The sequence below is a fragment of the Labrys sp. E2SS-1L genome, assembly GCF_057073705.1.
Genome location: NZ_CP172713.1, coordinates 649,617 through 675,765, shown reverse-complemented (window position 1 = coordinate 675,765; position 26,149 = coordinate 649,617). Strand labels below are relative to the sequence as shown.

Here is a 26,149-nt window from a genome sequence, read left to right as displayed (position 1 = left end):
GCCATGACCGATCTCATCGCCCCCACTGACCGCAGCCGCGACCTGTCGCAATCGCTTGAGCACCTCGGTCCCGACGAAGCCCTGAAAGCCGACAGCGACCAGTTGCGCGGCACGATCAAGACCAGTCTGCTCGACCGGCTGACCGGCTCGGTCACGCCCACCGATACCAAGCTGATGAAGTTCCACGGCATCTACCAGCAGGACGACCGCGACCTGCGCGACGAGCGCCGGCGTCAGAAGCTGGAGCCGGCCTATCAGTTCATGGCAAGGGTGCGCCTGCCCGGTGGCGTGTGCACGCCCGCGCAATGGCTCAAGCTCGATGAGCTGGCCCGGGCTTATGGCCAGGAGACGCTGCGGCTCACCACGCGCCAGACCTTCCAATTCCACTGGCTGCTCAAGCACGATCTCAAGGCCACGCTCCAGGGCCTGCACGAAGTCCTGCTCGATACGATCGCGGCCTGCGGCGACGATTCACGCGGCGTGATGGCCTCGGTGAACCCGCATCTGTCGGCGCTGCATGCCGAGGTCTACCGCTACGCCCGGCAGGCCAGCGACCACGCCATTCCCCGTATGCCCGCTTATCACGAGATCTGGTATGGCGAGGAGCGCGTTGCTTCGTCCGAGCCGGAGGAGCCCTTCTACGGCCGGACCTATCTGCCTCGGAAATTCAAGATCGGCTTTGCCATTCCGCCGATCAACGACATCGACGTCTATGCGCAGGATCTCGGTTTCATCGCCATCGCCGAGCGTGGAAAGCTGGCCGGTTTCAACGTCGCCATCGGTGGCGGCATGGGCCGCACCGACCAGGCGCCGGCAACCTATCCGCGCCTTGCCAACGTGATCGGCTTCGTCGAGGCGGACAAGGTGCTGGCGGTCTGCGATGCCGTGATGGGCCTCCAGCGCGACTATGGCGACCGCAAGGACCGCGCGCATGCCCGCTTCAAATATACGATCGACGACCGCGGCCTCGACTGGACCAAAGCCGAGATCGAGCGGCGCCTCGGCTTCGACCTCCAGCCGGCGCGCTCCTTCGACTTCACCGCCAATGGCGATGCCCTGGGCTGGCAGGTGGGCGAGGATGGCCGCCATCACCTCACCTTGTTCATCGAGAACGGCCGTATCGCCAACCACCCCGGCCGGGCCCTGATGGACTTCCTGCGCGCGGTGGCGCGGATCCATACCGGCAGCTTCCGCCTCACGCCCAACCAGAACCTCATCATCGCCGAGATCGCGCCACAGGCCAGGGCCGGCATCGAGGCGCTGCTCACCGAATATGGCCTGGGCGCCAGCAAAGGCGAGAGCGGGCTGCGGCTCAACTCGATGGCTTGCGTGGCCCTGCCGACCTGCGGTCTCGCCATGGCCGAAAGCGAGCGTTATCTGCCCCATCTGCTCGACAAGCTCGAGGAAATCCTGCGCAGCCACGGCCTGACGGACGAGCCGATCACCATCCGCATGAGCGGCTGCCCCAATGGTTGCTCACGTCCCTATATCGCCGAGATCGGTCTCACGGGCCGGGCCCCAGGCAAATACAACCTCTATCTCGGCGGCGGCTTCCACGGGCAGCGGCTGAACAAGATGTATCTCGAAAATGTCGGCGAGACCGCCCTACTCGCGGCCCTCGACAAGACGCTCGGCCATTTCGCCAAAGAGCGGCAGGAAGGCGAGCGCTTCGGCGATTTCGTCATCCGCGCCGGCTATGTGGCGGAAGTGAAGGCCGGTCGCGATTTCAACGCCTGAATCATCATAATCCAGCAAGGAAAGCCCCGATGTCGATCCAGCTCGGCCAGATCGCCCCCAACTTCATCCAGAACAGCACGGAAGGACGCATCAGCTTCCATGATTGGCTGGGCGAGTCCTGGGGTGTCCTGTTCAGCCACCCCCGCAACTTCACGCCGGTCTGCACCACCGAACTCGGCGAGGTCGCCCGCCTGAAACCCGAATGGGACCAGCGCAACGTCAAGGTGCTCGGCCTGTCGGTGGATCCGCTCGACGCTCATGCCGCCTGGGGCGAGGATATCGCGTCGACCCAGGGCCATGCCCTCAATTTCCCGCTGCTCGCCGACGCGGACGGCGCCGTGGCGCATCTCTACGGCATGATCCATCCCGAGGCCGATGCCAATGTCACCGTGCGGGCCGTGTTCGTGATCGACCCGGCCAAGAAGGTTAGGCTGGTGCTGACCTATCCGCCGAGCGCCGGGCGCAATTTCGCCGAGATCCTGCGCGCCATCGACAGCCTGCAGCTGACCGATGCCCAGAAGGTCTCCACCCCGGTCAATTGGGAGCCCGGCCAGCCGGTGATCATTTCGCCGAGCCTCAGCGACGAAGCGGCCCGCGAGCGCTTCCCGCAGGGCTGGACTACGCTGACGCCCTATCTGCGCGTGGTGCAACTGGACGCCTGACGACCCCGGAATTACCCGGGCGGCGGGTCATGCTCAATGCAGCCCGCCGACCCCGAGCAGCCGCTCGATCACCTCCGGTTGCTCGGAAAGCGTGGCCGAAGCGCCGGACCAGGCGATGCGGCCCCTCTCCAGAATGACGACATGATCGGCGAAGTCGATCGCAGTCTGGATGCGCTGCTCGACCAGCAGGATGGTCATCTCGCCCCGGGCGGCGAGGCGCGAGAACACGGCCATCAGTTCCTCGCAGATGACGGGGGCCAGCCCTTCCAGCGGCTCGTCGAGCAGCAGCACCGTTGGCCGGCCCAGAATGGTACGGGCCGTGGTGAGCATTTGTTGCTCGCCTCCCGAAAGTTGCGAGCCGAGATTCCTGCGGCGCTCCTTGAGGCGCGGAAACATCGCATAGGCTTCCTCGATCGCCGGGCGGCCGCGGTTCTTGAGGCCGACGAAAAGATTCTCCTCCACCGTCAGCGAAGCGAAGATGCAGCGGGCCTGCGGGACATAGCCCAGACCGCTGCGGGCGCGCGAGGCGCTGTCGAGCGGGCTGATATCCCTGCCGCCAAGGCACAGCGTGCCGCCATAGCGCCGGGTCTGTCCGGCGATGGTGGCGAGCAATGTCGTCTTGCCCATGCCGTTGCGCCCGAGCACGGCCAGGCGCCCACCGGCGGGAACGGCGAAGGAAATGTTCTCCAGCACCCGGGTCGGGCCATAGCCGGCGCTGAGATCGCTGATTTCAAGCGGCGTTGCGGTCATGCTGACTGCTTCTCATGGGCATAGTTTCCAAGATAGGCCTGGCGGACACGCGCATCCTTCGTCACCTCCACAGGAGAACCATCGAAGATGATGGCGCCGGCGGCCAGCACGATGACACGCCGGGCGAACCGGAAAACCAGATCCATGTCATGCTCGATCATCAGCACGGCGAGGTCGGCGGGCAGGCCGGCCAGCGCTTCCTCGATGCGGGGCGTATCGCTTTGCGGCACGCCGGCAGCCGGCTCGTCGAGCAGGAGAACCTTGGGCTTGAGCGCCAGCGCCAGCGCGATCTCGAGCAGGCGCTGCTGGCCATAGGCGATTTCCGCGACCGGGCGCGTGGCGATGGCTGCCAGGCCGAGCGTAGCCAGCAATTCGTCAACCTCGGCCATCACGTCGGGTTTTGCACGATAGTGGCCGAAGAGACGGCTGGCACGGCCCGTGCGCTGCATGACGGCAAGAGCCAAATGTTCCTGCGGCGTCATGTCGGGAAAGAGCCGGGTGACCTGAAAGGAGCGTACCAGACCCCGGCGGACGCGCGCCGTCGGTCCGAGCCCGGTGACGTCCCTGCCGGCGAGCATCACCTTGCCGGAATTGGGCACGAGATGGCCGGTGACCAGATTGACGAAGGTGGTCTTACCGGCACCGTTCGGGCCGATCAGGGCGACACGGTCGCCGGCGTTCAGGGTGATCGACAGGCCCTGCGTCACGGCAAGGCCGCCGAAGGATTTCTCCAGATCGAGGGTCTGAAACACCGCGCTCATCCGCCCCTCCCCTTGAAACGGGCAAGCAGTGCGGCAGCCGAACCATAGAGGCCACGCGGCGCGAACAGCACGACCGCGATCAGCAGGGCACCAATGATGGTAAGCCAATGGAACGGATTGGCCGCCGAAACGAAATCCTCGAAGCCCATGAAGGCAATCGTGCCGACGAGCGCCCCGTAGAGCGAGCCGGTGCCGCCGAGCACGAGCATGACCAGGGCCTCGGCCGAAAGGGTAAAGCTCAGGCTGTCGAGGCCGACAACCTGGGTGGAAAGGGCGTTGAGCCCGCCGCCCAGGCCGGCCACGGCGCCGGAGATGACATACATCTTCAAAAGCGTGCCCTGAACCGAAGCGCCCATGGCGCGGATACGGACGGGGTCCTGCCGGATGCCGCGGCAGAGCATGCCAAAGGGCGAGCGCACGACCAGCCTGAGCAGGATGAAGACGACGAGGAGAAGCGCCACCCCCAGTCCATAGGCGGTACGCCCCCAAAGGTCGAATTCGAACAGACCGAAGACCGGATCGGGGGCGATGCCCGACAACCCGTCACTGCCGCCTGTATAGGCCGAAGCCTTGTTGGCGACTTCATGGAAGAGATGGACCACAGCGATCGACAGCACCAATTGCGCGAGCCCGTGCCCGCGCAGGATCACCGCACCAGAGACCAGGCCGGCGAGCGCACCGCCGACGGCCGAGATGGCGAGCATCGCCAGGGGATCGGTGACGTTCCACTGCACGGCGGCCATGCCGGCGGCATAGGCGCCGGCACCATACAAGGCCGCATGCCCCAGCGTGGCGACGCCGCAAAAGCCGGTGACGAGGTCGAGCGAAAGCACGAGCAGCGCAACTGAGAGGATGCGGGTCAGCAGCGCCAGATTATCCGGAAAGAGCACATAGCCGATGGCGGCGGAGGCTAGGATGGCCGCAAGACCGGCCAGGTCGCGCCTCAGCCAACTAGTTTGCGATGTTTCTCCCCGGCCGGCCATAGGTTTGTTCTCCGCCATCTCCATCTAGGCGCTCCTGCCCATCAGGCCACGCGGGAAAACGCAGACGATGGCGATCACGGCGAGATAGAAGAAGAATTCCCCATATTCAGGCAGGAGATAGCGGCCGGCGGTGTCGACCAGACCGAGCACCAGACAGGCTAGCAAGGCGCCGGGGATCGAGCCCGCTCCGCCGACGCAGACCACCACCAAGAAGGTCACCATATAGCGCAGGGCATAATAGGGCTCGATCGGCAGGAGTTCGGCTCCGACAATGCCGCCAAAAGCTGCAAGGCCGACGGCGATCGCGAAGCTGACGGCGTAGACGGTTCCGGTGCGCACGCCGAGCGAAGCAGCCATGGCGGCATTGTCCACCGCGGCACGCAGTTTAATGCCGAAACCGGTCTTCTCGATCAGATACCAAAGGGCCAGGGCAACGCCCAGGCCACAGGCGATGGCGAACAATTTATGCGCGGCGATCGAGCGAAAGCCGAGATCCGCCGGGCCACTCAGCATTTCCGGCAAGGGAATGGTCTTGAGCGTGGGGCCGAAGACGTAATTGGCGATGCCGATGACACAGAAGGTGATGCCGATGGTCATCAGCACCTGGGTGAGTTCGGGCGCCCCATAGAGCCGGCGGTAGAGCAGACGCTCCAACGGAAGGGCGATCACCACCGTGCCCGCGATGGCCAGCATGATGGCCACGACATATCCCAGGCCGAGTGATTGTGCGGCGTAGGACGCGATATAACCGCCAATCATGGCGAACGCGCCGTGGGCAAGGTTGATCACCCGCATCAGCCCCATGGTCACGGACAGCCCGATGGAAATAACGAACAGCACCATGCCATAGGCAAGGGCATCGATACCCACGCTGAGAATGGTTTGCATGGCCTCATCCAGCATTGGAGGAATGACGATTTTCTCAAATCGTTGTTTGCTCTATTTCCTTTTCATGAAGCATTTTATGAATTGAGATCCATCGGAAGATACTTTCATCCGAATGCCGCTTGCGCCCGCCCGAGGCTCTCGATGAGCGGCTGCTATTTCGAAGCCGCCAGCCCGGGGTCGCCCTGCTTCTCGAAAGTAGCGATTTCCTTGTTGTAATAGCTGCCGTCCTCGGCCTTGGCGACCTCGCGCAGATAGATGTTCTGGGTGATGTGACGGCTTTCAGGGTCGATCGAGACGGGTCCTCGCGGGCTTTCCCAGGCCAGGCCCTTGACGGCATCCACGGCCTTCTGGGCGTCCTGCTTGCCAGCCGTCGCCTCGATCATCTTGTAGATGACATGCATGCCGTCATAGGCTCCGACCGCCGGAAACGACAATTCGCTCGGGTTGCCGATGGCCTTGCGAGCCGCCTCGACGAATTTCTTGTTCTCGGCCGAGTCATGCGAGACGGCATAATGGAAGGTGGTCAGCAGGCCCTCCGCCGCCTGGCCGAGCGCCGGCAGGTCCGACTCCTGGGTAAGGTCTCCGGGCGCGAGCAGCTTCACACCCGACTTGGCCAGCCCATTCTCGTTATAAGCCTTGACGAAGCCGAGCGTGGTCGGCCCCGACGGCAGGAAGGCGAATAGGGTATCGGCGCCGGAATCCTTGACCCTTTGCATGATCGGACTGAAATCGTTGGTCGACAGGGGCATGCGGATGGTGCCGACGACCTCGCCGCCAACGCCGGTGAAGCTGGTCTTGAAGGCGTTCTCGGCATCGACGCCGGGGCCGTAATCGCTGACCACCGTGATCGCCTTCCTGGCGCCGCGCTCCTTGGCAACCTTGGCCATGGGCGCCGAGGTCTGCCAGGTGGTGAAGGAGGTGCGCACCACCAGGGGGCTCTTGGTCACGATGGCTGATGTCGCCGCATTCATCACCACGAGCGGCACATTGGCCTGCTTCAGCAGCGGGGTGACGGCCATCGCGTCCGGCGTGAAATAGAAGCCGGCGAGATATTGGACGCCTTCCTTCACCACGAGTTCCTGGGCCAGCGCCTTGGACTGCGCAGGATCGGCCTGGGGCACGTCGCGATAGATGATCTGGATGTCGTCATTGCCGGCCTTGCTGCCGTGCAGGGCCTGATAGGCGTCGATGCCCGCTTTGAAATTCTTGCCCTGAATGGCGAAGGGCCCCGAGAACGGACCGATGACGCCAACCTTGATGGTTTCGGCCAGGGCACTACCGGACAGCATGGCTATCGCCAAAGTAGCGAAAACAGATCTGGCGGCGAGAACGGATTTTTTCATTCTTTCCTCCCAAAGCCGGACCAGCGCTTTTCGGGCACGCCGCTCGCAGGCTTTCCATATTGGTCAAATGTGACGTGTTGATTGGTAATGTAAAATGAAAACAAGCGCTCGAAACATAACCTACAGGATATGTGATGGAGCTGACGCTAAGCGATTTCAGTAGGGAAGACCGACATAGTTTTCGGCAAGCGCCGCAGACGCCATCTGCGAATGAACGAGGTAGTCGAGTTCGGCCTCCTGGATCCGTTGCCCGAAATCGTCGGTATCCGGGAAGCGATGAAGCATCGTCGTCATCCACCATGAAAAACGCACCGCCTTCCAGACGCGGGAAAGCGCCCGGCTCGAATAGGCATCGATGCCGGCCGATGACTTCTCCCGATAGAATTCCCGCAATCCCCAATAGAGATAGCGCACGTCGCTGGCGGCGAGGTTGAGCCCCTTCGCCCCGGTGGGCGGCACGATATGGGCGGCATCGCCGACCAGGAACAGGCGCCCGAAACGCATGGGCTCGGCAACGAAGGAGCGCAGTGGCGCGATCGACTTCTCGAAGGAGGCTCCGGTGACGATGCCGGCCGCAGCCTCGGCAGGCAGCCGCCGGCGCAGCTCATCCCAGAAGCGATCGTCGCTCCAATCCTCGATCCTGTCATCGAGCGGGCACTGCACATAATAGCGGCTGCGATGGGTCGAGCGCATCGAACACAGCGCAAAGCCCCTGGGATGGTTGGCATAGATCAGTTCGTGGCCGGCCGGCGGCACCTCGGCAAGAATGCCGAGCCAGCCGAAGGGATAGGCTCGCTCATAGGTCCTGATCGCGGTCGACGGCACCGATTTGCGGCTGACGCCGTGGAAGCCGTCGCAGCCGGTGATGAAGTCGCAATCGATGCGATGGCCGACGCCGTCCTTTTCATAGGTGACATAGGGCGCCTCGCCACTGAAGTCGTGGGGCTCGACATTCCCGGCCTCGTAGATGGTGGCCAAGCCGGCTGCCTCGCGTTTGTCCATCAGGTCATGCGTCACCTCGGTCTGGCCATAGACCATCACGCGCTTGCCGCCGGTCAGGGCCGCCAGGTCGATGCGGTGCAACCTGCCGTCGAAGGCCAGCGAGATGCCCTCATGCGGCAGGCCTTCGGCATGCATGCGCGCGCCTGCCTTGGCTTCGTCGATGAGATCCAGCGTGCCCTGCTCGAGCACGCCCGCCCGCACGCGACCGAGCACATGATCGCGGCTGGCACGTTCGAGGATGATATTGGCGATGCCCTCATTGGCCAGCAATTGTCCAAGCAGCAGGCCGGAAGGACCCGAGCCGATGATGACCACCTGTGTGCGCATTTCCTGCCCTCATCGCCACGAGTTCCATGCCATCGGCAGGCCCGGGTCGGTTTTCGTTCCATTCCTGCCTCGGGATCGCGACTATCCGTCGGCGAGCACACCGATACTGTCGATCTGGGCGGCGAGTTCCCCCGCCAGCCGCAGCGACGCCGCGGCCGCCACGGCCATTTGCGGCAGAAGCAGCCATTCCAATGTCCACGCCGCACCCGAGCGTTCCTGTTCGTGCAGCAAGGCCTGATGCATGCCGGCAAGCTGGGTGGCGTTGAAGCGGGCGAGCGTGACCAGCACCTCCGCCGCCACCGGATTTTGCTTGTGGGGCATGGCGGAGGACCCGCCACCCGCCGATAAGACAATCTCGCCGCCATCCTGGGCCATCAGGGCGATATCCTGGCCGAATTTGCCGAGGCTTCCGGTGATCAGCGACAATAGATTGGCGAAATCGGCGAGCCGGTCACGCTGGCTGTGCCATTGCGCGGCATCGCCGAGGCCGAGGCGAGCCGCGAGCCGGGCCCGAACGGCGGCGGCCTTGGTCCCGAGTTTGTCCAGCGTGCCTGCGGCACCGCCGAACTGCACCACCAGCAATGCCGGCCGCAGGGTTTCGAGCCGTTTCCTGTGCCGTTCCAGCGGTTCGCGCCAAGCCTGTATACGGTCGGTGACAGTGATTGCGATCGCCGCCTGCATGCGGGTGCGGCCCATCAGCCTGCGGCTGCCGAATTCGAGTTCCAGGCCAGCCAGTTTCGCGACCATCTCGACCAACAGGTCATCCAGCCGCTGCAAAACCGACACCAACCGCAATATCAGGGCGGTATCGATGACATCCTGGCTGGTGGCGCCGAAATGCAAGCTGTCGCTGGCGGGCGTCCCAACCGCCTCACGCAATTGGCGCACCAGCTCCGGCACGATGACGCCGTCACGGGCAACGCCGCGTCTGAGCGCCTCGAGATCGGGGACGAACGAGGCCAGGGCGGCGGCGATCGTCGCGGCGACATCGGCTTCGATGACCCCCTCCTCGGCTTCCGCCTCGGCGAGGGCAAGCTCGAAGGCCAGCATCGCCGCCATCTCCACCTCGAAGGAGAACTGGCGCACCGTTTCTTCATCGCCCAAGAGGGCGGCAAGAACGGGATGATCGAGGGGCGAGACTGTCATATGTCGAAGAACACCGTTTCGTGCTCGCCCTGCAGGTGGATGTCGAAGACATAGGCATCCCCTTCGCGCGCCGCGACGAGCGTGGCGACGCGATGGCGATGCTCGATGCGGGCCAGCACCGGGTCCTCGGCATTCGCCTCCGCCTCATCGGCGAAATATAGGCGGGTGTGCAGGCCGAGATTGATGCCGCGGGCAACGATCCAGACGGTGAGATGCGGCGCCATCAGGCGGCCATCCTTGAACGGTACCCGGCCGGGCTTGACCGTCTCGAACACGCACTCGCCGGTCGTCATGTTCGTCGCCTTACGGCCCCAGCCGGTGAAATGGGGATCGGCCTTGCCGCGCCGTTCCGACGGCGAATTGTAGAGACCCGCATGGTCGGCCTGCCAGATCTCGACCAGCGCATCCTTGAGTGGCGTCCCCAGGCCGTCGATCACGCGCACCCGCACGCTGATGCGCTCGCCCTTGGTCGCATCGTTGACCATGACATCGCCGAGGTCATGGTCATAGACGCCTGCTATCTCCGCGAAATTCGGCGTCAACCCGATATGGACATAGGGACCGGCAGTCTGCGAGGGGCTTTCCTTGAAGCGGTCGAGAGCCTGAACCATCAATTGCCCTCCAGCCGGTTCTCGAACATCGTCGAGCGGCGCCCGCGCAGCACGATGTCGAACTTGTAGGCGCGGGCGTCCATGGGGATGGTCGCCTGCATGTCGAGGGCTGCGATCAAGCTTTCGATACCGACCTTGTCGGGGATCGTCTTCACGATCGGGCAGAGCCAGATCAGCGGATCGCCCTCGAAATACATCTGCGTGATCAGGCGCTGGGCAAAGCCATGGCCGAACACCGAGAAATGGATATGGGCGGGGCGCCAGTCATTGACGCCATTCGGCCAGGGATAGGGACCGGGCTTGATGGTGCGAAAGGCATAGCCGCCGTCCTGATCGGTGATGGTGCGGCCGCAGCCCCCGAAATTCGGGTCGAGCGCGGCGAGATAGCCTTCCTTCTTGTGCCGGTAGCGTCCGCCGGCATTGGCCTGCCAGAATTCGAGCAGTGCACCCGGCACACCCTTGCCGCACTCGTCGAGGACACGCCCGTAGACAATGATGCGCTCGCCGATGGCACTCTCGCCCGGCCTGGCGAAATTGTGGATGAGGTCATCGTCGAGCGGTCCCAAAAGATCATGGCCGAACACCGGCCCGGTGATCTCGGACAGTGTATTGTCGAGCGACAGCAGCGCTTTTTGCGGCGAACGCAGCACGGATGTCTTGTAGGGCGGCGTCAGGGCCGGCGGATGCCAGCTTCTATCGCGCTGGAAGAAGGCGCCCGTCTCGGGCCGGAGGTCGGTGCGTTCAGCGGACATCGGATTTTCCTGCCTCCTCGTCCATCTGGGCGAATACCTGCTTGGCGATCCTGATGGCCCGGTTGGCCGCCGGCACACCGGCATAGACAGCCACATGCAGGAAGACCTCGCAGATGTCCTCCCGCGTCGCGCCGGTATTGGCGGTCGCCCTGACATGCATCGCCACTTCCTCGTCATGGCCGAGTGCCGCCAGCAAGGCGAGGGTGACGATCGAGCGCTCCCGTTTCGTCCAGGTCGGACGCGACCATACAGTTCCCCACGCAGCCTCGGTGATCAGTTCCTGGAACGGGCGGTCGAATTCGGTGGAAACCCCCTCCGCATGGTCGACATGGGCATCGCCGAGCACGGCGCGGCGAACAGCGAGGCCCTCGCGATATCTGGCCGAGCGTGGCGCCGGAACACTCATTGCAGGATCACTCCGATGGCAGGCGTGCGAGAAACTGGGTGATGAGGGCAACGAGCATGGCGGGTTGCTCGATGCAGGGAATATGGCCGGCGCCGGTGATGACCTCGAATTGCGAGCCAGGAATGATCTTGGCCATCGAGCGCACCAGAGCCGGTGGCGTCGAACCGTCCTGATCGCCGACGATGCAAAGTGTGGGAACGGCGATCGCCTCGGCGGTCCTGGTATAGTCGGCATCGCGTATCGCCGCGCAGGTCGCGGCATAGCCCGCCACGGACTGACGGGTAAGCATGTTGCGGCAACCGTCCAGTTCGGCCTTGCGCTCGGCATGGAAACGCGGCGTGAACCACAATTTCATCACGGTATCGGCGATCGCGGCGATCCCGTCCTCCTGAACGGTAGCGATGCGGCTGTTCCAGCCATCGGCGGTACCGATCTTGTGCGCCGTGTCGCACAGCACCAGGCCTCCGACGATCTCCGGCCGGCGGTCGGCGAGGCCAAGCGCGATCAGGCCGCCGACCGAAAGGCCGCACAGCACCACGTCCTCGATGCCGAGATGATCGATGAGGCCGAGGAGATCGCCGACATGATCCTCGATCGCATAGGGGGTGGCGCCAAGGTCGGATAGCCCATGGCCGCGCTTGTCATAGACGAGCGTCGAGACCGAGCCGCCAAGTGCGCCGGCTACCTCGTTCCAGATGCGCAGATCCGTGCCGAGCGAATTGATGAAGACGAGGTGCCGCCCGCCCCGCCCGGCCGGTCTGTGGTCGAAATGCAGCGTGATGCCGCCGATGGAAATGAACTGCACGGCCGTCTCCTCTCCACGAAGATGGATGACGCTATTGGTTTGGTAAAATCATATTTTCTAGCGTTATCTTAACTGCTGGGTTATGGATCGCCATGATCGACAGCCGTGTCAAGTTCCGCCATCTTCAGACTTTCCTGGAAGTCGCGCGCCAGAAAAGCGTGGTGAAGGCGGCCGGTGTGCTGCATGTCAGCCAGCCGGCAGTGACCAAGACGATCCGTGAGCTCGAGGAAGCCTTGGGCGTCAGCGTGTTCGAACGGGACGGCCGCGGCATCAGGATGACCCGGACCGGCGAAGTGTTCATGCAGCATGCCGGCCTCGCCGTCAGCGCCCTCAGGCAGGGGATCGATTCCGTCGCCCTGGCCGGCGCCAAGGTGGGGCCGCCCCTTCGCATCGGCGCGCTGCCGACGGTCTCGGCCCATATCATGCCGCTCGCCATGCAGTTCTTCCTCAAGGAGGACACCGGCGTCACCGTCAAGATCGTGACCGGGGAAAACAGCGTCCTCCTGGAGCAGTTGCGCATCGGTGAACTCGACCTCGTGGTCGGGCGCCTGGCGGCGCCGGACAAGATGACGGGCTTTTTCTTCGAGCACCTCTATTCGGAGCAGGTCGTGTTCGTGGTGCGTCCTGGACATCCGCTGCTGAACAGCGGCGGCAACCTGTTCGAGCAGATGGGCGCCTACCCCGTGCTGATGCCGACGCGCGGCTCCGTCATCCGCCCCTTCGTGGAGCGCATCTTCATCGCCAATGGCGTCGCGACCGTGCCGACGGAAATCGAGACGGTGTCGGATTCCTTCGGCCGGGCCTTCGTGCGCCGGAGCGATGCGATCTGGGTCATCTCGCACGGTGTGGTCAGCAACGACATCGAGGAAGTCACCTTGAGGACCCTGCCGATCGAGACCAGTGATACCAAGGGACCGGTCGGCCTGACCATGCGCACCGACATGGTGGCCCACCCCGCCTTCACAATTCTGCTCAGGACCATCCGCGAGGCGGCCGGGAAGCTCGGTTGAAAGCCGGCGTGGTTCGGCGACTACTCGTCTTTGTCCCCGCCATCCTCATCGGCCTTACGGCGTTCGATCACGGCCTGCACCTGCGTGAAGTCGGAAGGGGCCATCGACAGCCCCTCGATCTTGTCGCTCCCGAGTTGGTTGACGGTCGCCCGCAATTCTCTCACCGGCACGACCTGCACATCGCCGCCACGCAGCATGATCGCCACTGTTCCCGGCTCGACCAGATCGCTGGCCACAATGCCGAGGCCGTCCAACAAGATGACTTCACCGGTCACGCATCACTCTCCCCTAAGCTACTTCTCCTGACCGAGCCACCAGGACGATCGAGAGGAGTTTGCAGCATGCCAGACATTTGCAGGATTCCCGGCAAGGCCCATGGGCGGGCCTTGCCGGGAATCCTGCATGGTCTCTCCATGCGCCTACCATAGGGGGATCGGAAAGGTGTACCAACCTTTTAAGACTGCCGTCTCGCGTCGATCTCCGCGAGCAAGGAAGTCATTGCAGGCGAAAGCGCTGCTGCAGAATTGCCGAGGGATGGACGATCGACCTCGCTTCGAAGCGACTGCATTTGGAAGACGTCACTGGAACCCGGAAGGGGGCGCCGAAACAAAGGGCCAGTGTCAAAGCGCATTCCTTACAAACCACGCCTTTCTCCATCCCCTTGTTTCAACACTTTTTCTTAACCGAAAAGCCTGTCGACCTTTCTGGAAAATGCCCTAGGCGTTGCCCTTCTTGGCCCTGCCCCGCGCCGTGCGAACCGGAGCCTTCTCCTTGGTCTGTCGGCCTTGCTGACCCAGACCGAGTTCCTTTGCCAACCGTGAGCGATGGGCCGAGTAATTCGGTGCCACCATGGGATAGTCGGCGGGCAGCCCCCATTTCTCGCGGTATTGCTCCGGCGTCATGTCATAGGCGCTGCGCAGGTGCCGGCTCAGCGACTTGAACTTGCGTCCATCCTCCAGGCAGATGACATAGTCGGGCGTGATGGACTTCTTGATCGGCACCGCCGGCGCTGCCGCAACGACGGGTTCGATTGGCCTTCCAGTATTCAGATCGCTCAACCGTCCATGTACCGATCTGATGAGTTCGGAAAGGGACGAAGAGGAGACCTGATTGTTCGCCACATAGGCAGAGACGATATCGACCGTCAGGTCGACCAGTTTCGTGTCAGCTTCAAGCACGTTGAGCCACTTTCGTTGTTGTGTTGATTTCAAAGTGAGTGAAGTTTTCTTAGTGACCGCAGCGTTGTGGACCCTATTGCCGCGGTGAGTCTGTGACACTCAAGCAAATTTCCACCCATGTAAAGCCATGCTGGGCAAGTCTTTGGGCCTATCCTCAGGCAACACCGATAGTGCTGGCGATTCGACAGGCCCGGCCTTCGGCCATCACGTATAAGACTGTCGATATGCTTAAGAAAAAGGCAGTCCCTCTTCTTCCCGGATGCAGGCCGAGGCCATAGGCAGCCAGGCAGGGCACTGGTGGCACCGCTCCGCCGAGCCATCGATTGGCCTCGAGGAGTTCCTTCGGAAACATCACGCAATCCTCGTCTGCCGCAACGAAGACCCAGGCCGGCCTCATAGTTGCCAGGAATAGCCACCGTCATGACGGGCTGACGATTGAACGACTTCAAGAAAGTCGTCAATATCATCCTCCGATCTGGAGAGTTCACCAATGAGGATTGCCTTCGCCTTGTCTTGCGCTGGCCTGATCGCCTGCTTGGGCACCGCCTCGGCCTGGGCCGATGGCGCCAGCTGCAGCGACATCAAGCGCGCATTGGTCTCCGCGAATATGGACTTGATGCGCATCGAGCGAGGACCGCTGCCTGTCGCGCCGGTGCAGGCCGCCTTGGTGATCGGCCAGATGTCTGCCCTCACCCAGCTCACCCAGCTTGCCTGCGACGAGGAGGATGCTCGCCAGATCGCAAAGGTCGTCGGGGTTCGCCTGCGTGGCCTGCAGGCCATGCTGCCGATCGGTTCCGCCCCTGCCGAGTCAGCACAGGCTCCGGAACCCCCTGCCGAAACGGCGGAGAGCGCGGAAACTCCACCGACGCCACCTCCGGCCCCGCCCAGCGAAGCCCGGCGGCAGATCACCCGGAAGCCAGCGAGTGCCGTCGGCTGCCACCGCGTCTATTATACGAGGGACGGCCATCGCTATTGGCGCTGCCAGCGCTGACCACAGCGGGCCTCGCAGCCGCGCTCATTCGCTGCCTTCGCAGATCGGGGTCGGCCGCGGCGGCGGAGCGGGATGATCGAGCTTGTATTGCGCCAGGACCGGTTCGAGGACTTGTCGCGACCAATATTTGGGGGCGCCGATCTCCCTCAGGCAGGCAGCATTCCAATAGAGGCCGGCCCGGGCAGGCGATTGACCGGCTGCCACCGCGCGCGCGACATTGCTGACGTCGGCGGCTTCGGGATAGATATACAGCGTGGTCGGATAGTCCCTCACCATGGACAAGATCTGCTTCACATCCCCGAGCGACCAGCTGGTGCAGCCATTGCTGCGCCCGCCGGCATAGTCCACCAGCTTTCCAAAGGGAACATAACCGTCCTGGTTCGCATAGGGGCTACTCGGAGCCTTGCGCAGGCACACGCCCTTCAGGGCGACGGCGGCATGGCCCCCGATCGCGCGCTGGCGGGCATTGGCGGTCTCGCCCACGCCATCGAACTGGATGAAGGATCGCAGGAATGCTGCGTCCTGGTTCGCCGCCACGCGATAATAGCCCTTGAAAGAGGTCTTGGTTTCGGCCGTCACATAGGAACCGCCGGTCGTCAGTTCTGAATCCTGCGCATTGCCGAAATGCCTGGCGCAGCGTCGCCCGTTGGAAAAGTCCGCCACGCCTCTCAGATTGCGGCCGCCGCCATGCCCGGCCGAAATGGCCCGGAAGGAATGCTGGGATTCACAGATGATGTAGAAGCGTCCACCCGAACTGCCAGGATCGTTGGGCCGCGTCGCATCCATGGCGAAGTAGCAAGGGTTGCTGATGGCTCCCTGGCTTGCCTTCTGGATATAGAGAGCCCGGGCTCTTTGCAGGACCGGCAAGGCGATCTGTCCTTGCCCCTCGCCGACATAGGTCATCAGCCAGGAGGGAATGCCGGCTGCCAGGGCCCCACTCGATCCGCCGGCGATGGCGGCACCGAAGAACAGGCAGGCGACGCCCACGCCCTTCGCCAGCCTGGATTTCGGCCGCACCGAGCTTGTCGGCCTTCCAAAGCGCGACCCAAAGGCTGCTTCCAGGGTCTCCATTCTGCGGGTGCGAGGGGTCGCCTTGAGCATGTGCGCCAACCGAGCCATCGTGAGTTCTTTCCCTCTTTTCGCCGAACCGGCCCGCGAAGAAGGCGCAGCACCAGGCGATGCGAAGACCAGGCGAGCACGGCCGCAATCGGCATGGGGTCAGGCTAGCCTGGAAGCGTTACGTTTCCTTTACTCGCCATGCATGTCGGTGGAGGACGGCAAATTGATGGAGAGCTTGCGTTGCGATGGAGAGCCGCTCTGGCGGCTAAAGGCGGCACCGTGGCGGCGACCTCAGCAGAGCTTCAGAGCGCCCGCTTTCGAGCTGCCCGTCTTGCGGTCGATGACGAGTTCGAAACTCACCTTTTGTCCCTCGTGCAACTCGCCAAGGCCCGAGAGCGTCACGGCGGTGATGTGGACGAAGATATCCCGGCTGCCATTATCCGGCGCGATGAAGCCGTATCCCTTGGCAGGATCGAACCATTTGACAGTACCAGTGCTCATGCTGAGCCTCCCCCCAAGAGGCTTCAATCCCGGCTTTCGGCACCCAATGCGGATTCGGAGTTTTGCCAAAGACACCAGGCCACCCCGCAGACGCCATTCGTTCGGATCGCGTAGAATGTCATCGGCGAGCCACCGGCAGGCTATTCCCGATGGCACAGGCAAATGGCTCGCTGCCTCCACTCCATTCAGAAAGAGCCCGACGTTTTGAACGCCGGGCAAGGTCGTGTCTTAGGACCTGTCACCCGCCAGCTCCTCCTAAGGCAGGTACTGGCAGTATCTCGATTTTCGCACGATCTCGTGATTTCGCCGTGACAAAATGCCTTCGGGACAACGGGGCTCAAGCACGATGGCGCAACAGGGCAATACGGCATTGCATGTGCATCGTCGTCAGGCCGCCGGGAAGGCTTCCTCGGAGCTCGTGCTTTCACGCTTCCCTTGATACTTTCGGGCGTAATGAGCAGGTGGCAGGCCGACATGCCGGCTGAAGGCAACGCTGAACGTACTCGCCGAGCTATAGCCCACCCGCTCGGCAATCTCGGCGATACCGCCCTCTCCATTCCGCAACTGGCGCTTGGCCAGTGCCATGCGCCAGGACAGCAGATACTCCATCGGCGAGACACCGACCACATGCCTGAACCTTTCGAAGAAAGCCGAACGGGACAGGGCTGCCGCCTGTGCAAGAAGCGCCACTGTCCACGGACGGGCCGGATCTGCGTGCATATGCCGGATCGCAGGCGCGAGGCGCCCGTCGGCAAGGCCGCACAGGAGTCCGGGAGAGGCTGTGGTGCGGGCTGTCGACCGTAGAGCCTCGATGAGAAGGACTTCCAGCAGGCGTGCCAAGACGACCTCACGCGCCGGTCGCAGCCCGCGTGATTCCTCGCCGACGAGTTTCACCAGGGTTGCGAGCCGGCTTTCGCCGCGCACATGGACGAGTTGCGGCAGCAGTGAAACCAGCAAGGCCGCATCCGGCGAAGCGAAGTGGCAGTAGCCGACCAGCAGCACGACGTCAGGCGGCCCGTCGGGAAGGCCGAGCCGGAATTCATTGTCACCGAGGGAAATCGGTGTGCTGTCGGCGACATTCGAGGCCATCGGAGCCAGGCTCGACATGGCGAAACCATAGGCCGCGGGGATCAGCGCAAAATCGCCGACCTGCAACGCGATCGGCTCCTGTCCATCGGCTGCGAGGCGGCATGCTCCCTCGAGGACCGCACAGTAGAACGGCCGGCCGGCCTCGGTACGGCGCACGCGCCACGGCCCCGCCGCACCGACGATTTTCGAAAACCGGGCCTCCGGCTGGAGCAGCGTGACGATTTCAGCAAGCGGATCGGTCAAATTCGGACTTCTGCAAATGAAATATGGACTTCTCATTGTAGCAAGTCCGAGCCCCGCGATCTAGCTTTCCGGCTCCGCCAACCCTTTTGTGGAAGCCTTATGAAAACCATCCTGATTACCGGATGCTCATCCGGATTCGGCCTCGAAATGGCCCGCTATTTCCTCGATCGTGGCTGGAAGGTCATCGCCACGATGCGCATGCCGCGCGAGGAGATCCTGCCACGCTCCGAGCATATGCGCCTGCTGGCCCTCGACGTCACCGATCCCCACAGCATCGGCCAGGCCGTGGAAACCGCGGGGCCGGTCGATGTCCTGGTCAACAATGCCGGTATCGGCGTGCTGAACGCCCTTGAAGGCACTTCGATGGATGACATTCGCGAGGTCTTCGAGACCAACACACTCGGCACCATCGCGATGACACAGGCCCTGCTGCCCCAGTTTCGACAGCGCCGGGCCGGTGTCATCGTGAATGTCACCTCAAGCGTCACCTACAGGCCCTTTCCGCTGCTAGCCGTCTATAGCGCCAGCAAGGCGGCGGTGAATGCCTTCTCGGAATCGCTGGCGCTCGAGCTTGCTCCCTTCGACGTACGCGTTCGCCTGGTGTTGCCCGGACGTGCACCGGAAACCCGCTTTGGCGAGAATGCGCGAACTCGCATGCAGGACGGCATCCCCGATGCCTATGCCGACCTGGCGCAGAACGTCTTTGCCGAATGGGGAAAGGCAACCGCAACGACGAAGGCACGGGACGTCGCGGAAGCGGTATGGCACGCCGCGAACGACCCGTCCTGCCCTCCACGTATCGCCGCCGGCGCCGATGCCTTGGCGCTGGCGGGAACGAGCTGAAGCGCGGCAACGCTCGCCCATCGCTTTTTTCCGGCAGCGACGGTGAGTTCTCCTTGGTATCAGGTCTCAGTCTACCGCTCTCGGCGAGGCAGAACAGGAAGGTAATATTCTGCTTCAAATTGATAGAATACTGATAGTGTGACTGCTAACGAGACGTCATCTGCCTGGAATAGACAAGACAGAAGGCATTTTTTACGTCCAGGCACTGATCGGGCTTGATCAATTCTGCGACTGGGCCGTAGATCGGTCTTGGGGATGAACGTGATTTCCAAGCGATTCACCTGGTTGCGGGGGATGTTTCGTGGCGACTGACTCCAAGGGACGTGCAGTTTTTCGGTCGATCATCGGCGCTGGCGCTCTCGTCGCGCTGGGAGCGGTACTTTGGTTCGCCACACGCCCTCCCCCGCTGGTGGTGCAGGGTGAAGTCACCGCCAACCGGGTCGACATCAGTTCCCGGGTGGCCGGCCGCATCGCCAAGCTGGCCGTCGATGTTGGGGATAATGTCAAGCAAGGCGATGTGATCGCCCAGCTTGAGAGCCCCCAGCTCGATACCGGCCTGCTGGCGGCGCGTGCGGCCCTGAACGTCGCCAAGGCCGATTTCGAACGCGTCAACAGCACGCGGGCCGAGACGATAGACGCGCGCCGGGCGGACCTCGCTGCGGCGAAGGCCGACGTCGTGCTCTACCAGGAAGTCTCCAATCGCCAGGCGGCTCTGGTCAGGAGTGGCAACACCCCCCAGCAGCGGGTCGACGAGGCCACGCGCAATCTCGAGGCCGCGACCCGCAAGCAGGAAGCCGCCGAAGCCCAGCTGCGCCTGGTCGAAAAGGGCGCGAGCGACGAGGAGAAGGCCCTGTCGGCCGCCCAGGTCAAGCAGGCCGAGGCCAGCCTCGGCCAGCGCGAGGCCGATGTGGCCGAGATGACCATCAAGGCCCCGATCTCCGGGCAGGTGACCACCCGGGTCGCCGAGCTGGGCGAGAATTTCAGTGCCGGCGCACCCATCTATTCACTCATCGACCTCGACGAGCCCTGGTTCACCTTCAATTTGCGCGAGGACCTACTGGCCGGGCTCAAGGTCGGCGACAAGTTCGAGGTCGCCATTCCTGCATTGGGTGCCAAGACGCTGACCGTCCATGTCACCACCATCAACGTACAGGGCCAGTTCGCGACATGGCGGGCCACCCGGGCCACCGGAGACTTCGACCTGCGCACCTTCGAAGTCCGGGCCAAGCCGGTCGATCGCGTGGAGGGATTGCGCCCGGGCATGAGCGTCATCGCGGCCTGGAACCGGCAAGGCCATTGAGATGACCGGTATTGGCCGCATCAGAGCCGGCTTCTGGCTGGTGTTCTGCCGGGAGTTCGCCTGGCTGCGCCGCCGCCCCTTCCTGCTGTGCCTGACCACGATCATACCCTTGATCCTGATCGGCGTGCTGTCGGTGACCTTCAGCGCGGGCCTGGTGACCCGCCTGCCCATCGCGGTGCTCGATCTCGACGGCAGCGACTTGTCGCGCCAGGTCATCCGCACCGTCGATGCCACGCCCGACACGGCGCTCGGCATGCGCGTCGCCGATCTCGGCGAAGGCAAGCGGGCCATCCAGTCCGGCCAGATCTATGGCCTGCTGATGCTGCCCAAGAATCTGGAGCGCGATGTCTTCGCCGGGCGCCAGCCCCAGGTGGTGTTCTTCTACAACAATCAGCTGATGACCCCCGGCGGCCTTGCCTCGCGGGGCGTCAACAACGCCGTGCCGGCGGTCGAGGGAGCCGTGCGCATCTCGCTGCGGACCAGCCGGGGCACGCTCGCGGCGGCGGCGCAGCAGGCGATCACGCCGATCCCCGTGCAGACGCAGGCCCTGTTCAATCCCACCCTGAACTACGCTCATTTCCTGCTCGCCTGCATCATGCCGGCCGTGCTGCAGATCGTGATCGTGCTGTCCTCGGTCTATGCCGTCGGCCTCGATACGCAAACGCGCTATCGCCTGCGCATCCTGCGCCGGCTGGGCAACGGGCTATGGCCGGCCCTGGCCGGCAAGATGCTGCCCTACACGCTGATTTTCCTCGGGGTGCTCGGCCTTGGCGACGCCGTCCTGTTCGGCCTCCTCGGCTTGCCGCTGCGCGGCAATCCCTTCCTGCTGCTGACGGCCGGCACGCTCTATATCCTGGCCTGCCAGTTCTACGGCCTGGTGCTGACTTTGTTCATCAAGCCCGTCGCCTCCGCCCTGAGCCTGGCAACACTGATCGTTTCACCCGCCTTCGGCTATATGGGGATCGGCTTCCCCCGCCTGGGCATGAACGCCTTCGCCTATTGGTGGAGCGCCGGACTGCCGGGCACCTGGTACCTGACCGCCCGCATCGACCAGACGCTGCGGGGCACGCCGCCGGATCTGTCGCTGCATCCCATCGCGATCCTGCTCGCCTTCGTCATCGGCCTGGCGCTGCTGTCCGGCCTCAAGCTGGAGCTGATGGGCCGGCATACCCAGGCTGAAAAGCGGGCCGCCTTGGCAGCGCAGGCGGAGGCGCGGGCATGAGCGGCATCCTCAAGACCTTCAGGCACGAGCTGGGACGCATCTTCGCGCTCAAGGCGATCTTCTCGACCCTGTTCGTCGCCGCCCTGATCTATGCGGTCTATTATCCCCAGCCCTATCGCAACGAGGCGCTGCGCGACGTGCCGATCGCGGTGGTGGACCTCGACGGCACCACGGCCAGCCGCGAACTGGCGCGGCGGCTCGATGCCTCCTCGGACGTCGCGGTGGCGATGGCCCTGCCCAACCTCGCCACCGCCGAGCGCGAAGTCTTCAAGCGCACGCTCTCCGGTGCGGTGGTGATCCCGCTCCATTTCGAGCGCGACCTCCTGCATGGCCGCGCCTCGCCGATTTCCCTCTATTCCGACGCCAGCTATTTTCTGATCAACTCGCGCGTCGCCGGCGCCGTCAATACGGTGGCCCGCAGCTATGGCACGGAAGTCGAGACGGCTCGCCTGATCGGGCTGGGCGTCGACCCGGCAGTCGCGGCTTCGGCGACCAGCCCGATGCCGCTCGTCTCCATTCCCCTGTTCAATCCCCAGGGCGGCTACGCGACCTATGTGCTGCCGGGCGCCTTCACCATCATCATGCAGCAGACCCTGCTGATCGCGGTCTGCCTGCTCGCCACCATCGCCGGCATGCCCGGCATCGCCGGCCAGAGCATCCCCAATGTCGGTGCAACCGCCACGGTCCTGGGCAAGCTCGCCGCCTACCTGGCCGTGGCCGCGCTCCTGGTGCCGTTCTATTTCATCGTGCTTCCCTATTTCTACAACATTCCCCGGCTGGGCGCCCTCGGCACCATGGCGCTTCTCGCCCTGCCCTTCGTGCTGTCGGTCAGCGCGCTCGGCATGGTGATCGGGCTGATGCTGCGCTCGCCTTTGACCGTGCAGCTCACGGCCGCCGCCCTCGGCATGCCGCTCTTCTTCCTGTCGGGCTTTTCCTGGCCGATCGAGGCGGTGCCGCCCGTCCTGCGCGCCGTGGCCCAGCTCATTCCCGGCAGCATGGCCATCACCGGCATGACCCAGGTGGTCGAGATGGGCGCCTCGATCGACGATGTCAGGGTGCAGTTCCTCGGCCTGTGGGCGCTCGCCGCCGGCTATACCCTGCTCGCCATCCTGCTCGAATGGCGCCGCCAGCGGCGCCAGGCGGCCCGATCCGCCCTCGCCTGAGCTGTTTCAGGCGCCGAGCCTGTCGGCCAATTCGGTGAAGCTGCCAGCATGGACGTCGAACCAGGGCTCGGGCGAGACATCGGGCCGGACATCCGGCCCGAACTCCTGCGGCCGCGCCACGAAGGCGGTCCGCATGCCGAAAGCCCTGGCGGCCTTGAGGTCGTATTTGTGGCAGGCGACCATCATGATCTGGTCGGGCCGATAGCCGAGATAGTCGACAGCGAGCTGATAGACGGCCGGAGCCGGCTTGTAGCTGCGGGCCAGTTCCGCGGTGAGCACCGCGTCGAACGGCAGGCCGGCATGCCTGACCACGGCGACCACCGCCGCCATGCCGGCATTCGACAGGGTCGAGGTCACGTATTTGCGTCCGAGCCGGTCGAGCCCCGCCACGCTGTCGGGCCAGGCATCGAGCTTCGTCCAGACCGTGTTGAGTTCGTCCCGCTCCGCGATCGAAAAACGCCCCGACAAGGCATGGCGCTCCAGCAGGACATCGAGCGCCTGGCGATAGATCGCGTCCACCCGGATCCACGGTCGCTGCCCGGCAATGACCTCGTCGAGCGTGCGGCGATAGAGATCGCGCCATTCGGCCGACAAACGCGCCCAATCCACCGCGATGCCCTTGGCGCGGTTGAGCGCCTCACCCATGCGCATGATAGGCCGGTAGAAATCGACGCAGGTTCCCTGCACGTCGAAGGTCAGCGTCTTCACGCCTTCAAGAGCTTCAGCCGCCACGGCACCCTTCCTGTCCGGAGCCATTGCGAGCACCGCTGCACCCGCGCTGGCCAGAATATCTCGACGATTCAATCGAGTCGAAAGCCCCGATAATTTCACGGGTCCTGCTCCCTGGTTGCCGTTGTCTCATCGCGACCGGAAGGAATGGTCAATCTCACGGTCCATCGCCGGATCGCTCAGACGTTGGACGAATGGATCGCGTCAATCACGGCGTCGGTGACGTCCTTGGTGGTGGCGGTGCCACCGACGTCGGGCGTCAGGATGCCTGATCCCGTCACCCTTTCCACCGCCCGCATCAGCCTGGAGGAGGCTTCCGCCTCGCCGAGATGGTCGAGCATCTGGGCGGCCGTCCAGAAGGTCGCAACGGGATTGGCGATGCCCTTGCCGGTGATGTCGAAGGCCGAGCCGTGGATCGGCTCGAACATCGAGGGAAAGCGCCGCTCGGGATCGATGTTGCCGGTGGGTGCCACGCCCAGGCTGCCGGCAAGCGCGCCGGCAAGATCGGAAAGAATGTCGGCATGGAGATTGGTGGCGACGATGGTATCGAGGCTCCGGGGATTGAGCGTCATGCGTACCGTCATGGCGTCGACCAGCATCTTGTCCCAGCTCACGTCCGGAAATTCCTCGGCGACCTCAGCGGCGATCTCGTCCCACATCACCATGCCGTGGCGCTGCGCGTTCGACTTGGTGACGACAGTCAGGAACTTGCGCGGCCGCGATCGGGCCAGCCTGAAGGCATAGCGCATGATGCGGGTGACGCCGACGCGGGTGAAGATCGCCACCTCCGTGCCGACCTCCTCGGGAAGCCCCCGGTGGGCGCGGCCGCCGTGCCCGGAATATTCGCCTTCCGAGTTCTCGCGCACGATCACCCAGTCGAGATCGCCCGGCCCGCACTGACGCAGGGGCGAGGTGATCCCCGGCAGGATCTTGGTCGGCCGCACATTGGCATATTGGTCGAAGCCCTGGCAGATCGGCAGGCGCAGTCCCCACAGCGTGATGTGGTCGGGGACGTCGGGCGCGCCGACCGCGCCGAAATAGATGGCGTCGAACTTCTTGAGCCTGGACAGCCCGTCGGCCGGCATCATCACGCCGTGCTTCTTGTAATAGTCCGAACCCCAGTCGAAATTCTCGATATTGAACTTCAGGCCGCCGTCGCGCCTTTCGAGGGCGGCCAGCACCGTGGTGCCGGCTGCGATGACTTCGGGGCCGATGCCATCGGCGGGAATGGCTGCGATCGAATATTCGCGCATCTTGTGTGCTCCGTGGGAAAAGAGAAGATCAGGGGTGCTGGCCGGCGGCATTGGTGTTGGCCGTATCCGGTGTGTTGGTGGCCGAACGGGCGAGGACCAGGGTCAGCACGGCCGACAGCACCAGAAGTCCGGCGACGAAATAGAGCCCGCCGGCAAAGCCGCCCGTGACGTCCTTGATCCAGCCGATCATCGAGGGACCGACGAAGCCGCCGAGATTGCCGATGGAGTTGATCGTGGCGATGCCCGCTGCCGCAGCCGGGCCGGACAGAAACAGGGTCGGCATGCTCCACAGCGGCGGCTTCGAGCAGCTGATGCCGATATTGACCAGCGTCAGGGCGATCAGGACTGTGACGACCCCGCCGGCACCGGACGCGAAGGCAAGGCCACCCGCCGCCAGCAGGCAGGCGAAGACGACATGCCAGGTACGCTCGCCGGTCCGGTCGGAATGACGAGCCCAGATCACCATGGCTATGACGGCCATCACGGCGGGAATGGCATTGAGGAAGCCGACCTGCAGCGAGGTCAGGCCGAACTCCCTGATGATCTGGGGCGCCCAGATGCCAAGCGTATACAAGCCGGCTGAAGTGCCGAAATAGACCAGGGCAAGGGCGAGGACGCGGATATCGGCAAGGCCCGCCCAGATGCTGTGATGGGCCTTGGCGCCCTTGGCCTTCTGCTCGTCCGCCATGGTTGCGACCAGCCAGGCGCGCTCCTCCTCCGTCAGCCATTTCGCCTTTTCGGGGCGATCGGTGAGATAGAACAGCACGACGACGCCGAAGACCAGCGCCGGCGCGGCTTCGATCAGGAACATCCACTGCCATCCGGCCAGCCCCATCAGGCCGTGCATTTCCATGAGCGCTCCGGAGATCGGCGAGCCCAGCGCCGTGGACAGGGGAGCGGCCGCCATGAAGATCGCCGTGACGGCGGCGCGGCGGCGGGCGGGAAACCAGAAGCTCAGATAGAGGATGATGCCCGGAAAGAAGCCGGCTTCGGCGACGCCGAGCAGGAAGCGAAGGATGTAGAAACCCGTCACCCCCTGCACGAAGGCCATCAGGCCGGAAATGAGGCCCCAGGTGATCATCACCCGCGCGATCCAGATGCGCGCGCCGACCTTGTCGAGGATGAGATTGGAGGGCACCTCGAACAGGAAGTAGCCGAGGAAGAAGATGCCGGCACCCAGGCCGAAAACAGTCGAAGAGAAGCCGAGATCCTTGTTCATTTCCAGCGCGGCAAAGCCGATATTCACGCGATCGAGAAACGCAATGAAGTAAAGCAGCATGATGAAGGGCACGATACGCCATGAAATCTTGCGCAGGACACGACTTTCCAGCTCGCTTACCACGACAATCTCCTCCCATTTTTTTTGCAAGGCGCATCTGCTGCGCTTGTCCATCG

General features: G+C 63.9%; 27 protein-coding genes. 8 read left to right on the top strand and 19 right to left on the bottom strand.

Annotated features, from left to right (window positions below):
- The first annotated feature begins 3 nt into the window (after positions 1-3).
- Both cysI and ACIGJE_RS28815 read left to right on the top strand, forming a co-directional pair.
- Positions 4-1,737 (top strand): assimilatory sulfite reductase (NADPH) hemoprotein subunit, encoded by a 1,734-nt coding sequence (gene cysI / locus ACIGJE_RS28820; RefSeq protein ID WP_483681122.1) that lies wholly within the window; start codon positions 4-6, stop codon positions 1,735-1,737.
- Positions 1,738-1,766: 29 nt separating this feature from the next.
- The gene (locus tag ACIGJE_RS28815; protein ID WP_367624437.1) at positions 1,767-2,399 is read left to right on the top strand and encodes a peroxiredoxin; all 633 of its coding nucleotides are present in this window, start codon (positions 1,767-1,769) and stop codon (positions 2,397-2,399) included.
- Positions 2,400-2,432: 33 nt separating this feature from the next.
- On the opposite strand, the gene ACIGJE_RS28810 is transcribed toward ACIGJE_RS28815, so the two are convergent.
- The 11 genes from ACIGJE_RS28810 to pcaD all read right to left on the bottom strand — a co-directional run bounded on the left by ACIGJE_RS28810 (position 2,433) and on the right by pcaD (position 12,173).
- Positions 2,433-3,149 (bottom strand): ABC transporter ATP-binding protein, encoded by a 717-nt coding sequence (locus ACIGJE_RS28810; protein WP_415083513.1) that lies wholly within the window; start codon positions 3,147-3,149, stop codon positions 2,433-2,435.
- On the bottom strand, positions 3,146-3,910 hold the full coding sequence (locus ACIGJE_RS28805; protein ID WP_483681119.1) for an ABC transporter ATP-binding protein: 765 nt from the start codon (positions 3,908-3,910) through the stop codon (positions 3,146-3,148). Before ACIGJE_RS28805 ends, ACIGJE_RS28810 begins: the two co-directional genes overlap by 4 nt.
- Positions 3,907-4,893: a branched-chain amino acid ABC transporter permease gene (locus tag ACIGJE_RS28800; protein ID WP_483681117.1), complete on the bottom strand. Its 987-nt coding sequence runs from the start codon at positions 4,891-4,893 to the stop codon at positions 3,907-3,909. The genes ACIGJE_RS28805 and ACIGJE_RS28800 overlap by 4 nt, the downstream gene beginning before the upstream one ends.
- Positions 4,894-4,917: 24 nt before the next feature.
- Complete coding sequence (locus ACIGJE_RS28795; protein WP_483681115.1) at positions 4,918-5,781, bottom strand: branched-chain amino acid ABC transporter permease; 864 nt, start codon at positions 5,779-5,781, stop codon at positions 4,918-4,920.
- A gap of 152 nt (positions 5,782-5,933) precedes the next feature.
- Positions 5,934-7,124, bottom strand: a complete 1,191-nt coding sequence (locus tag ACIGJE_RS28790; RefSeq protein ID WP_483681113.1) for an ABC transporter substrate-binding protein — start codon at positions 7,122-7,124, stop codon at positions 5,934-5,936.
- A 156-nt stretch (positions 7,125-7,280) separates the two neighbouring features.
- Positions 7,281-8,453, bottom strand: a complete 1,173-nt coding sequence (gene pobA, locus ACIGJE_RS28785) for a 4-hydroxybenzoate 3-monooxygenase (protein WP_483681111.1) — start codon at positions 8,451-8,453, stop codon at positions 7,281-7,283.
- An 81-nt stretch (positions 8,454-8,534) separates the two neighbouring features.
- The gene (locus tag ACIGJE_RS28780) at positions 8,535-9,599 is read right to left on the bottom strand and encodes a 3-carboxy-cis,cis-muconate cycloisomerase (protein ID WP_483681109.1); all 1,065 of its coding nucleotides are present in this window, start codon (positions 9,597-9,599) and stop codon (positions 8,535-8,537) included.
- On the bottom strand, positions 9,596-10,210 hold the full coding sequence (gene pcaG / locus ACIGJE_RS28775; protein WP_311941054.1) for a protocatechuate 3,4-dioxygenase subunit alpha: 615 nt from the start codon (positions 10,208-10,210) through the stop codon (positions 9,596-9,598). The genes ACIGJE_RS28780 and pcaG overlap by 4 nt, the downstream gene beginning before the upstream one ends.
- The gene (gene pcaH / locus ACIGJE_RS28770) at positions 10,210-10,962 is read right to left on the bottom strand and encodes a protocatechuate 3,4-dioxygenase subunit beta (protein ID WP_483681107.1); all 753 of its coding nucleotides are present in this window, start codon (positions 10,960-10,962) and stop codon (positions 10,210-10,212) included. The genes pcaG and pcaH overlap by 1 nt, the downstream gene beginning before the upstream one ends.
- Positions 10,952-11,368 carry a 4-carboxymuconolactone decarboxylase gene (gene pcaC, locus ACIGJE_RS28765; RefSeq protein WP_483681105.1) on the bottom strand — a complete coding sequence of 139 codons (417 nt, stop codon included), beginning with the start codon at positions 11,366-11,368 and terminating at the stop codon, positions 10,952-10,954. Before pcaC ends, pcaH begins: the two co-directional genes overlap by 11 nt.
- A 7-nt stretch (positions 11,369-11,375) precedes the next feature.
- Complete coding sequence (gene pcaD, locus ACIGJE_RS28760; protein ID WP_483681103.1) at positions 11,376-12,173, bottom strand: 3-oxoadipate enol-lactonase; 798 nt, start codon at positions 12,171-12,173, stop codon at positions 11,376-11,378.
- A gap of 92 nt (positions 12,174-12,265) precedes the next feature.
- Here pcaD and pcaQ point away from each other — a divergent pair, with 92 nt between their 5' ends.
- Positions 12,266-13,183 (top strand): pca operon transcription factor PcaQ, encoded by a 918-nt coding sequence (gene pcaQ, locus ACIGJE_RS28755; protein ID WP_483681101.1) that lies wholly within the window; start codon positions 12,266-12,268, stop codon positions 13,181-13,183.
- Between the two features lie 20 nt (positions 13,184-13,203).
- On the opposite strand, the gene ACIGJE_RS28750 is transcribed toward pcaQ, so the two are convergent.
- Positions 13,204-13,458: a hypothetical protein gene (locus ACIGJE_RS28750; protein ID WP_311941039.1), complete on the bottom strand. Its 255-nt coding sequence runs from the start codon at positions 13,456-13,458 to the stop codon at positions 13,204-13,206.
- A 441-nt stretch (positions 13,459-13,899) separates the two neighbouring features.
- The gene (locus tag ACIGJE_RS28745; RefSeq protein WP_483681099.1) at positions 13,900-14,361 is read right to left on the bottom strand and encodes a Ros/MucR family transcriptional regulator; all 462 of its coding nucleotides are present in this window, start codon (positions 14,359-14,361) and stop codon (positions 13,900-13,902) included.
- Positions 14,362-14,851: 490 nt separating this feature from the next.
- On the opposite strand from ACIGJE_RS28745, the gene ACIGJE_RS28740 reads away from it, so the two are divergent.
- On the top strand, positions 14,852-15,352 hold the full coding sequence (locus tag ACIGJE_RS28740) for a hypothetical protein (RefSeq protein ID WP_483681097.1): 501 nt from the start codon (positions 14,852-14,854) through the stop codon (positions 15,350-15,352).
- A 24-nt stretch (positions 15,353-15,376) separates the two neighbouring features.
- Here ACIGJE_RS28740 and ACIGJE_RS28735 read toward each other — a convergent pair whose 3' ends face one another.
- The 3 genes from ACIGJE_RS28735 to ACIGJE_RS28725 form a co-directional block, all read right to left on the bottom strand.
- A complete protein-coding gene (locus tag ACIGJE_RS28735; protein WP_483681095.1) occupies positions 15,377-16,471 on the bottom strand; it encodes a hypothetical protein in 1,095 nt (364 codons plus the stop codon).
- Between the two features lie 231 nt (positions 16,472-16,702).
- Complete coding sequence (locus ACIGJE_RS28730) at positions 16,703-16,912, bottom strand: cold-shock protein (RefSeq protein WP_394312187.1); 210 nt, start codon at positions 16,910-16,912, stop codon at positions 16,703-16,705.
- Positions 16,913-17,299: 387 nt separating this feature from the next.
- Positions 17,300-18,244 carry an AraC family transcriptional regulator gene (locus tag ACIGJE_RS28725; RefSeq protein ID WP_483681093.1) on the bottom strand — a complete coding sequence of 315 codons (945 nt, stop codon included), beginning with the start codon at positions 18,242-18,244 and terminating at the stop codon, positions 17,300-17,302.
- Positions 18,245-18,343: 99 nt separating this feature from the next.
- Between ACIGJE_RS28725 and ACIGJE_RS28720 the strand changes: the two genes are divergently transcribed.
- The 4 genes from ACIGJE_RS28720 to ACIGJE_RS28705 all read left to right on the top strand — a co-directional run bounded on the left by ACIGJE_RS28720 (position 18,344) and on the right by ACIGJE_RS28705 (position 22,772).
- Entirely contained in the window at positions 18,344-19,087 is a 744-nt protein-coding gene (locus tag ACIGJE_RS28720; protein ID WP_483681091.1) for an SDR family oxidoreductase, read from the top strand.
- 301 nt (positions 19,088-19,388) lie between these two features.
- The gene (locus tag ACIGJE_RS28715) at positions 19,389-20,387 is read left to right on the top strand and encodes an HlyD family secretion protein (protein ID WP_483681089.1); all 999 of its coding nucleotides are present in this window, start codon (positions 19,389-19,391) and stop codon (positions 20,385-20,387) included.
- A 1-nt stretch (position 20,388) separates the two neighbouring features.
- Positions 20,389-21,609 carry an ABC transporter permease gene (locus ACIGJE_RS28710; RefSeq protein ID WP_483681087.1) on the top strand — a complete coding sequence of 407 codons (1,221 nt, stop codon included), beginning with the start codon at positions 20,389-20,391 and terminating at the stop codon, positions 21,607-21,609.
- Positions 21,606-22,772: an ABC transporter permease gene (locus ACIGJE_RS28705; protein WP_483681086.1), complete on the top strand. Its 1,167-nt coding sequence runs from the start codon at positions 21,606-21,608 to the stop codon at positions 22,770-22,772. The genes ACIGJE_RS28710 and ACIGJE_RS28705 overlap by 4 nt, the downstream gene beginning before the upstream one ends.
- Positions 22,773-22,778: 6 nt before the next feature.
- Here the strand turns inward: ACIGJE_RS28705 and ACIGJE_RS28700 are convergent, their stop codons facing one another.
- The 3 genes from ACIGJE_RS28700 to ACIGJE_RS28690 form a co-directional block, all read right to left on the bottom strand.
- On the bottom strand, positions 22,779-23,504 hold the full coding sequence (locus ACIGJE_RS28700) for a haloacid dehalogenase type II (RefSeq protein ID WP_483681084.1): 726 nt from the start codon (positions 23,502-23,504) through the stop codon (positions 22,779-22,781).
- Positions 23,505-23,680: 176 nt separating this feature from the next.
- On the bottom strand, positions 23,681-24,754 hold the full coding sequence (locus ACIGJE_RS28695) for a tartrate dehydrogenase (RefSeq protein ID WP_483681083.1): 1,074 nt from the start codon (positions 24,752-24,754) through the stop codon (positions 23,681-23,683).
- Between the two features lie 28 nt (positions 24,755-24,782).
- Positions 24,783-26,147 carry an MFS transporter gene (locus ACIGJE_RS28690; protein WP_483681082.1) on the bottom strand — a complete coding sequence of 455 codons (1,365 nt, stop codon included), beginning with the start codon at positions 26,145-26,147 and terminating at the stop codon, positions 24,783-24,785.
- Positions 26,148-26,149: the final 2 nt, after the last annotated feature.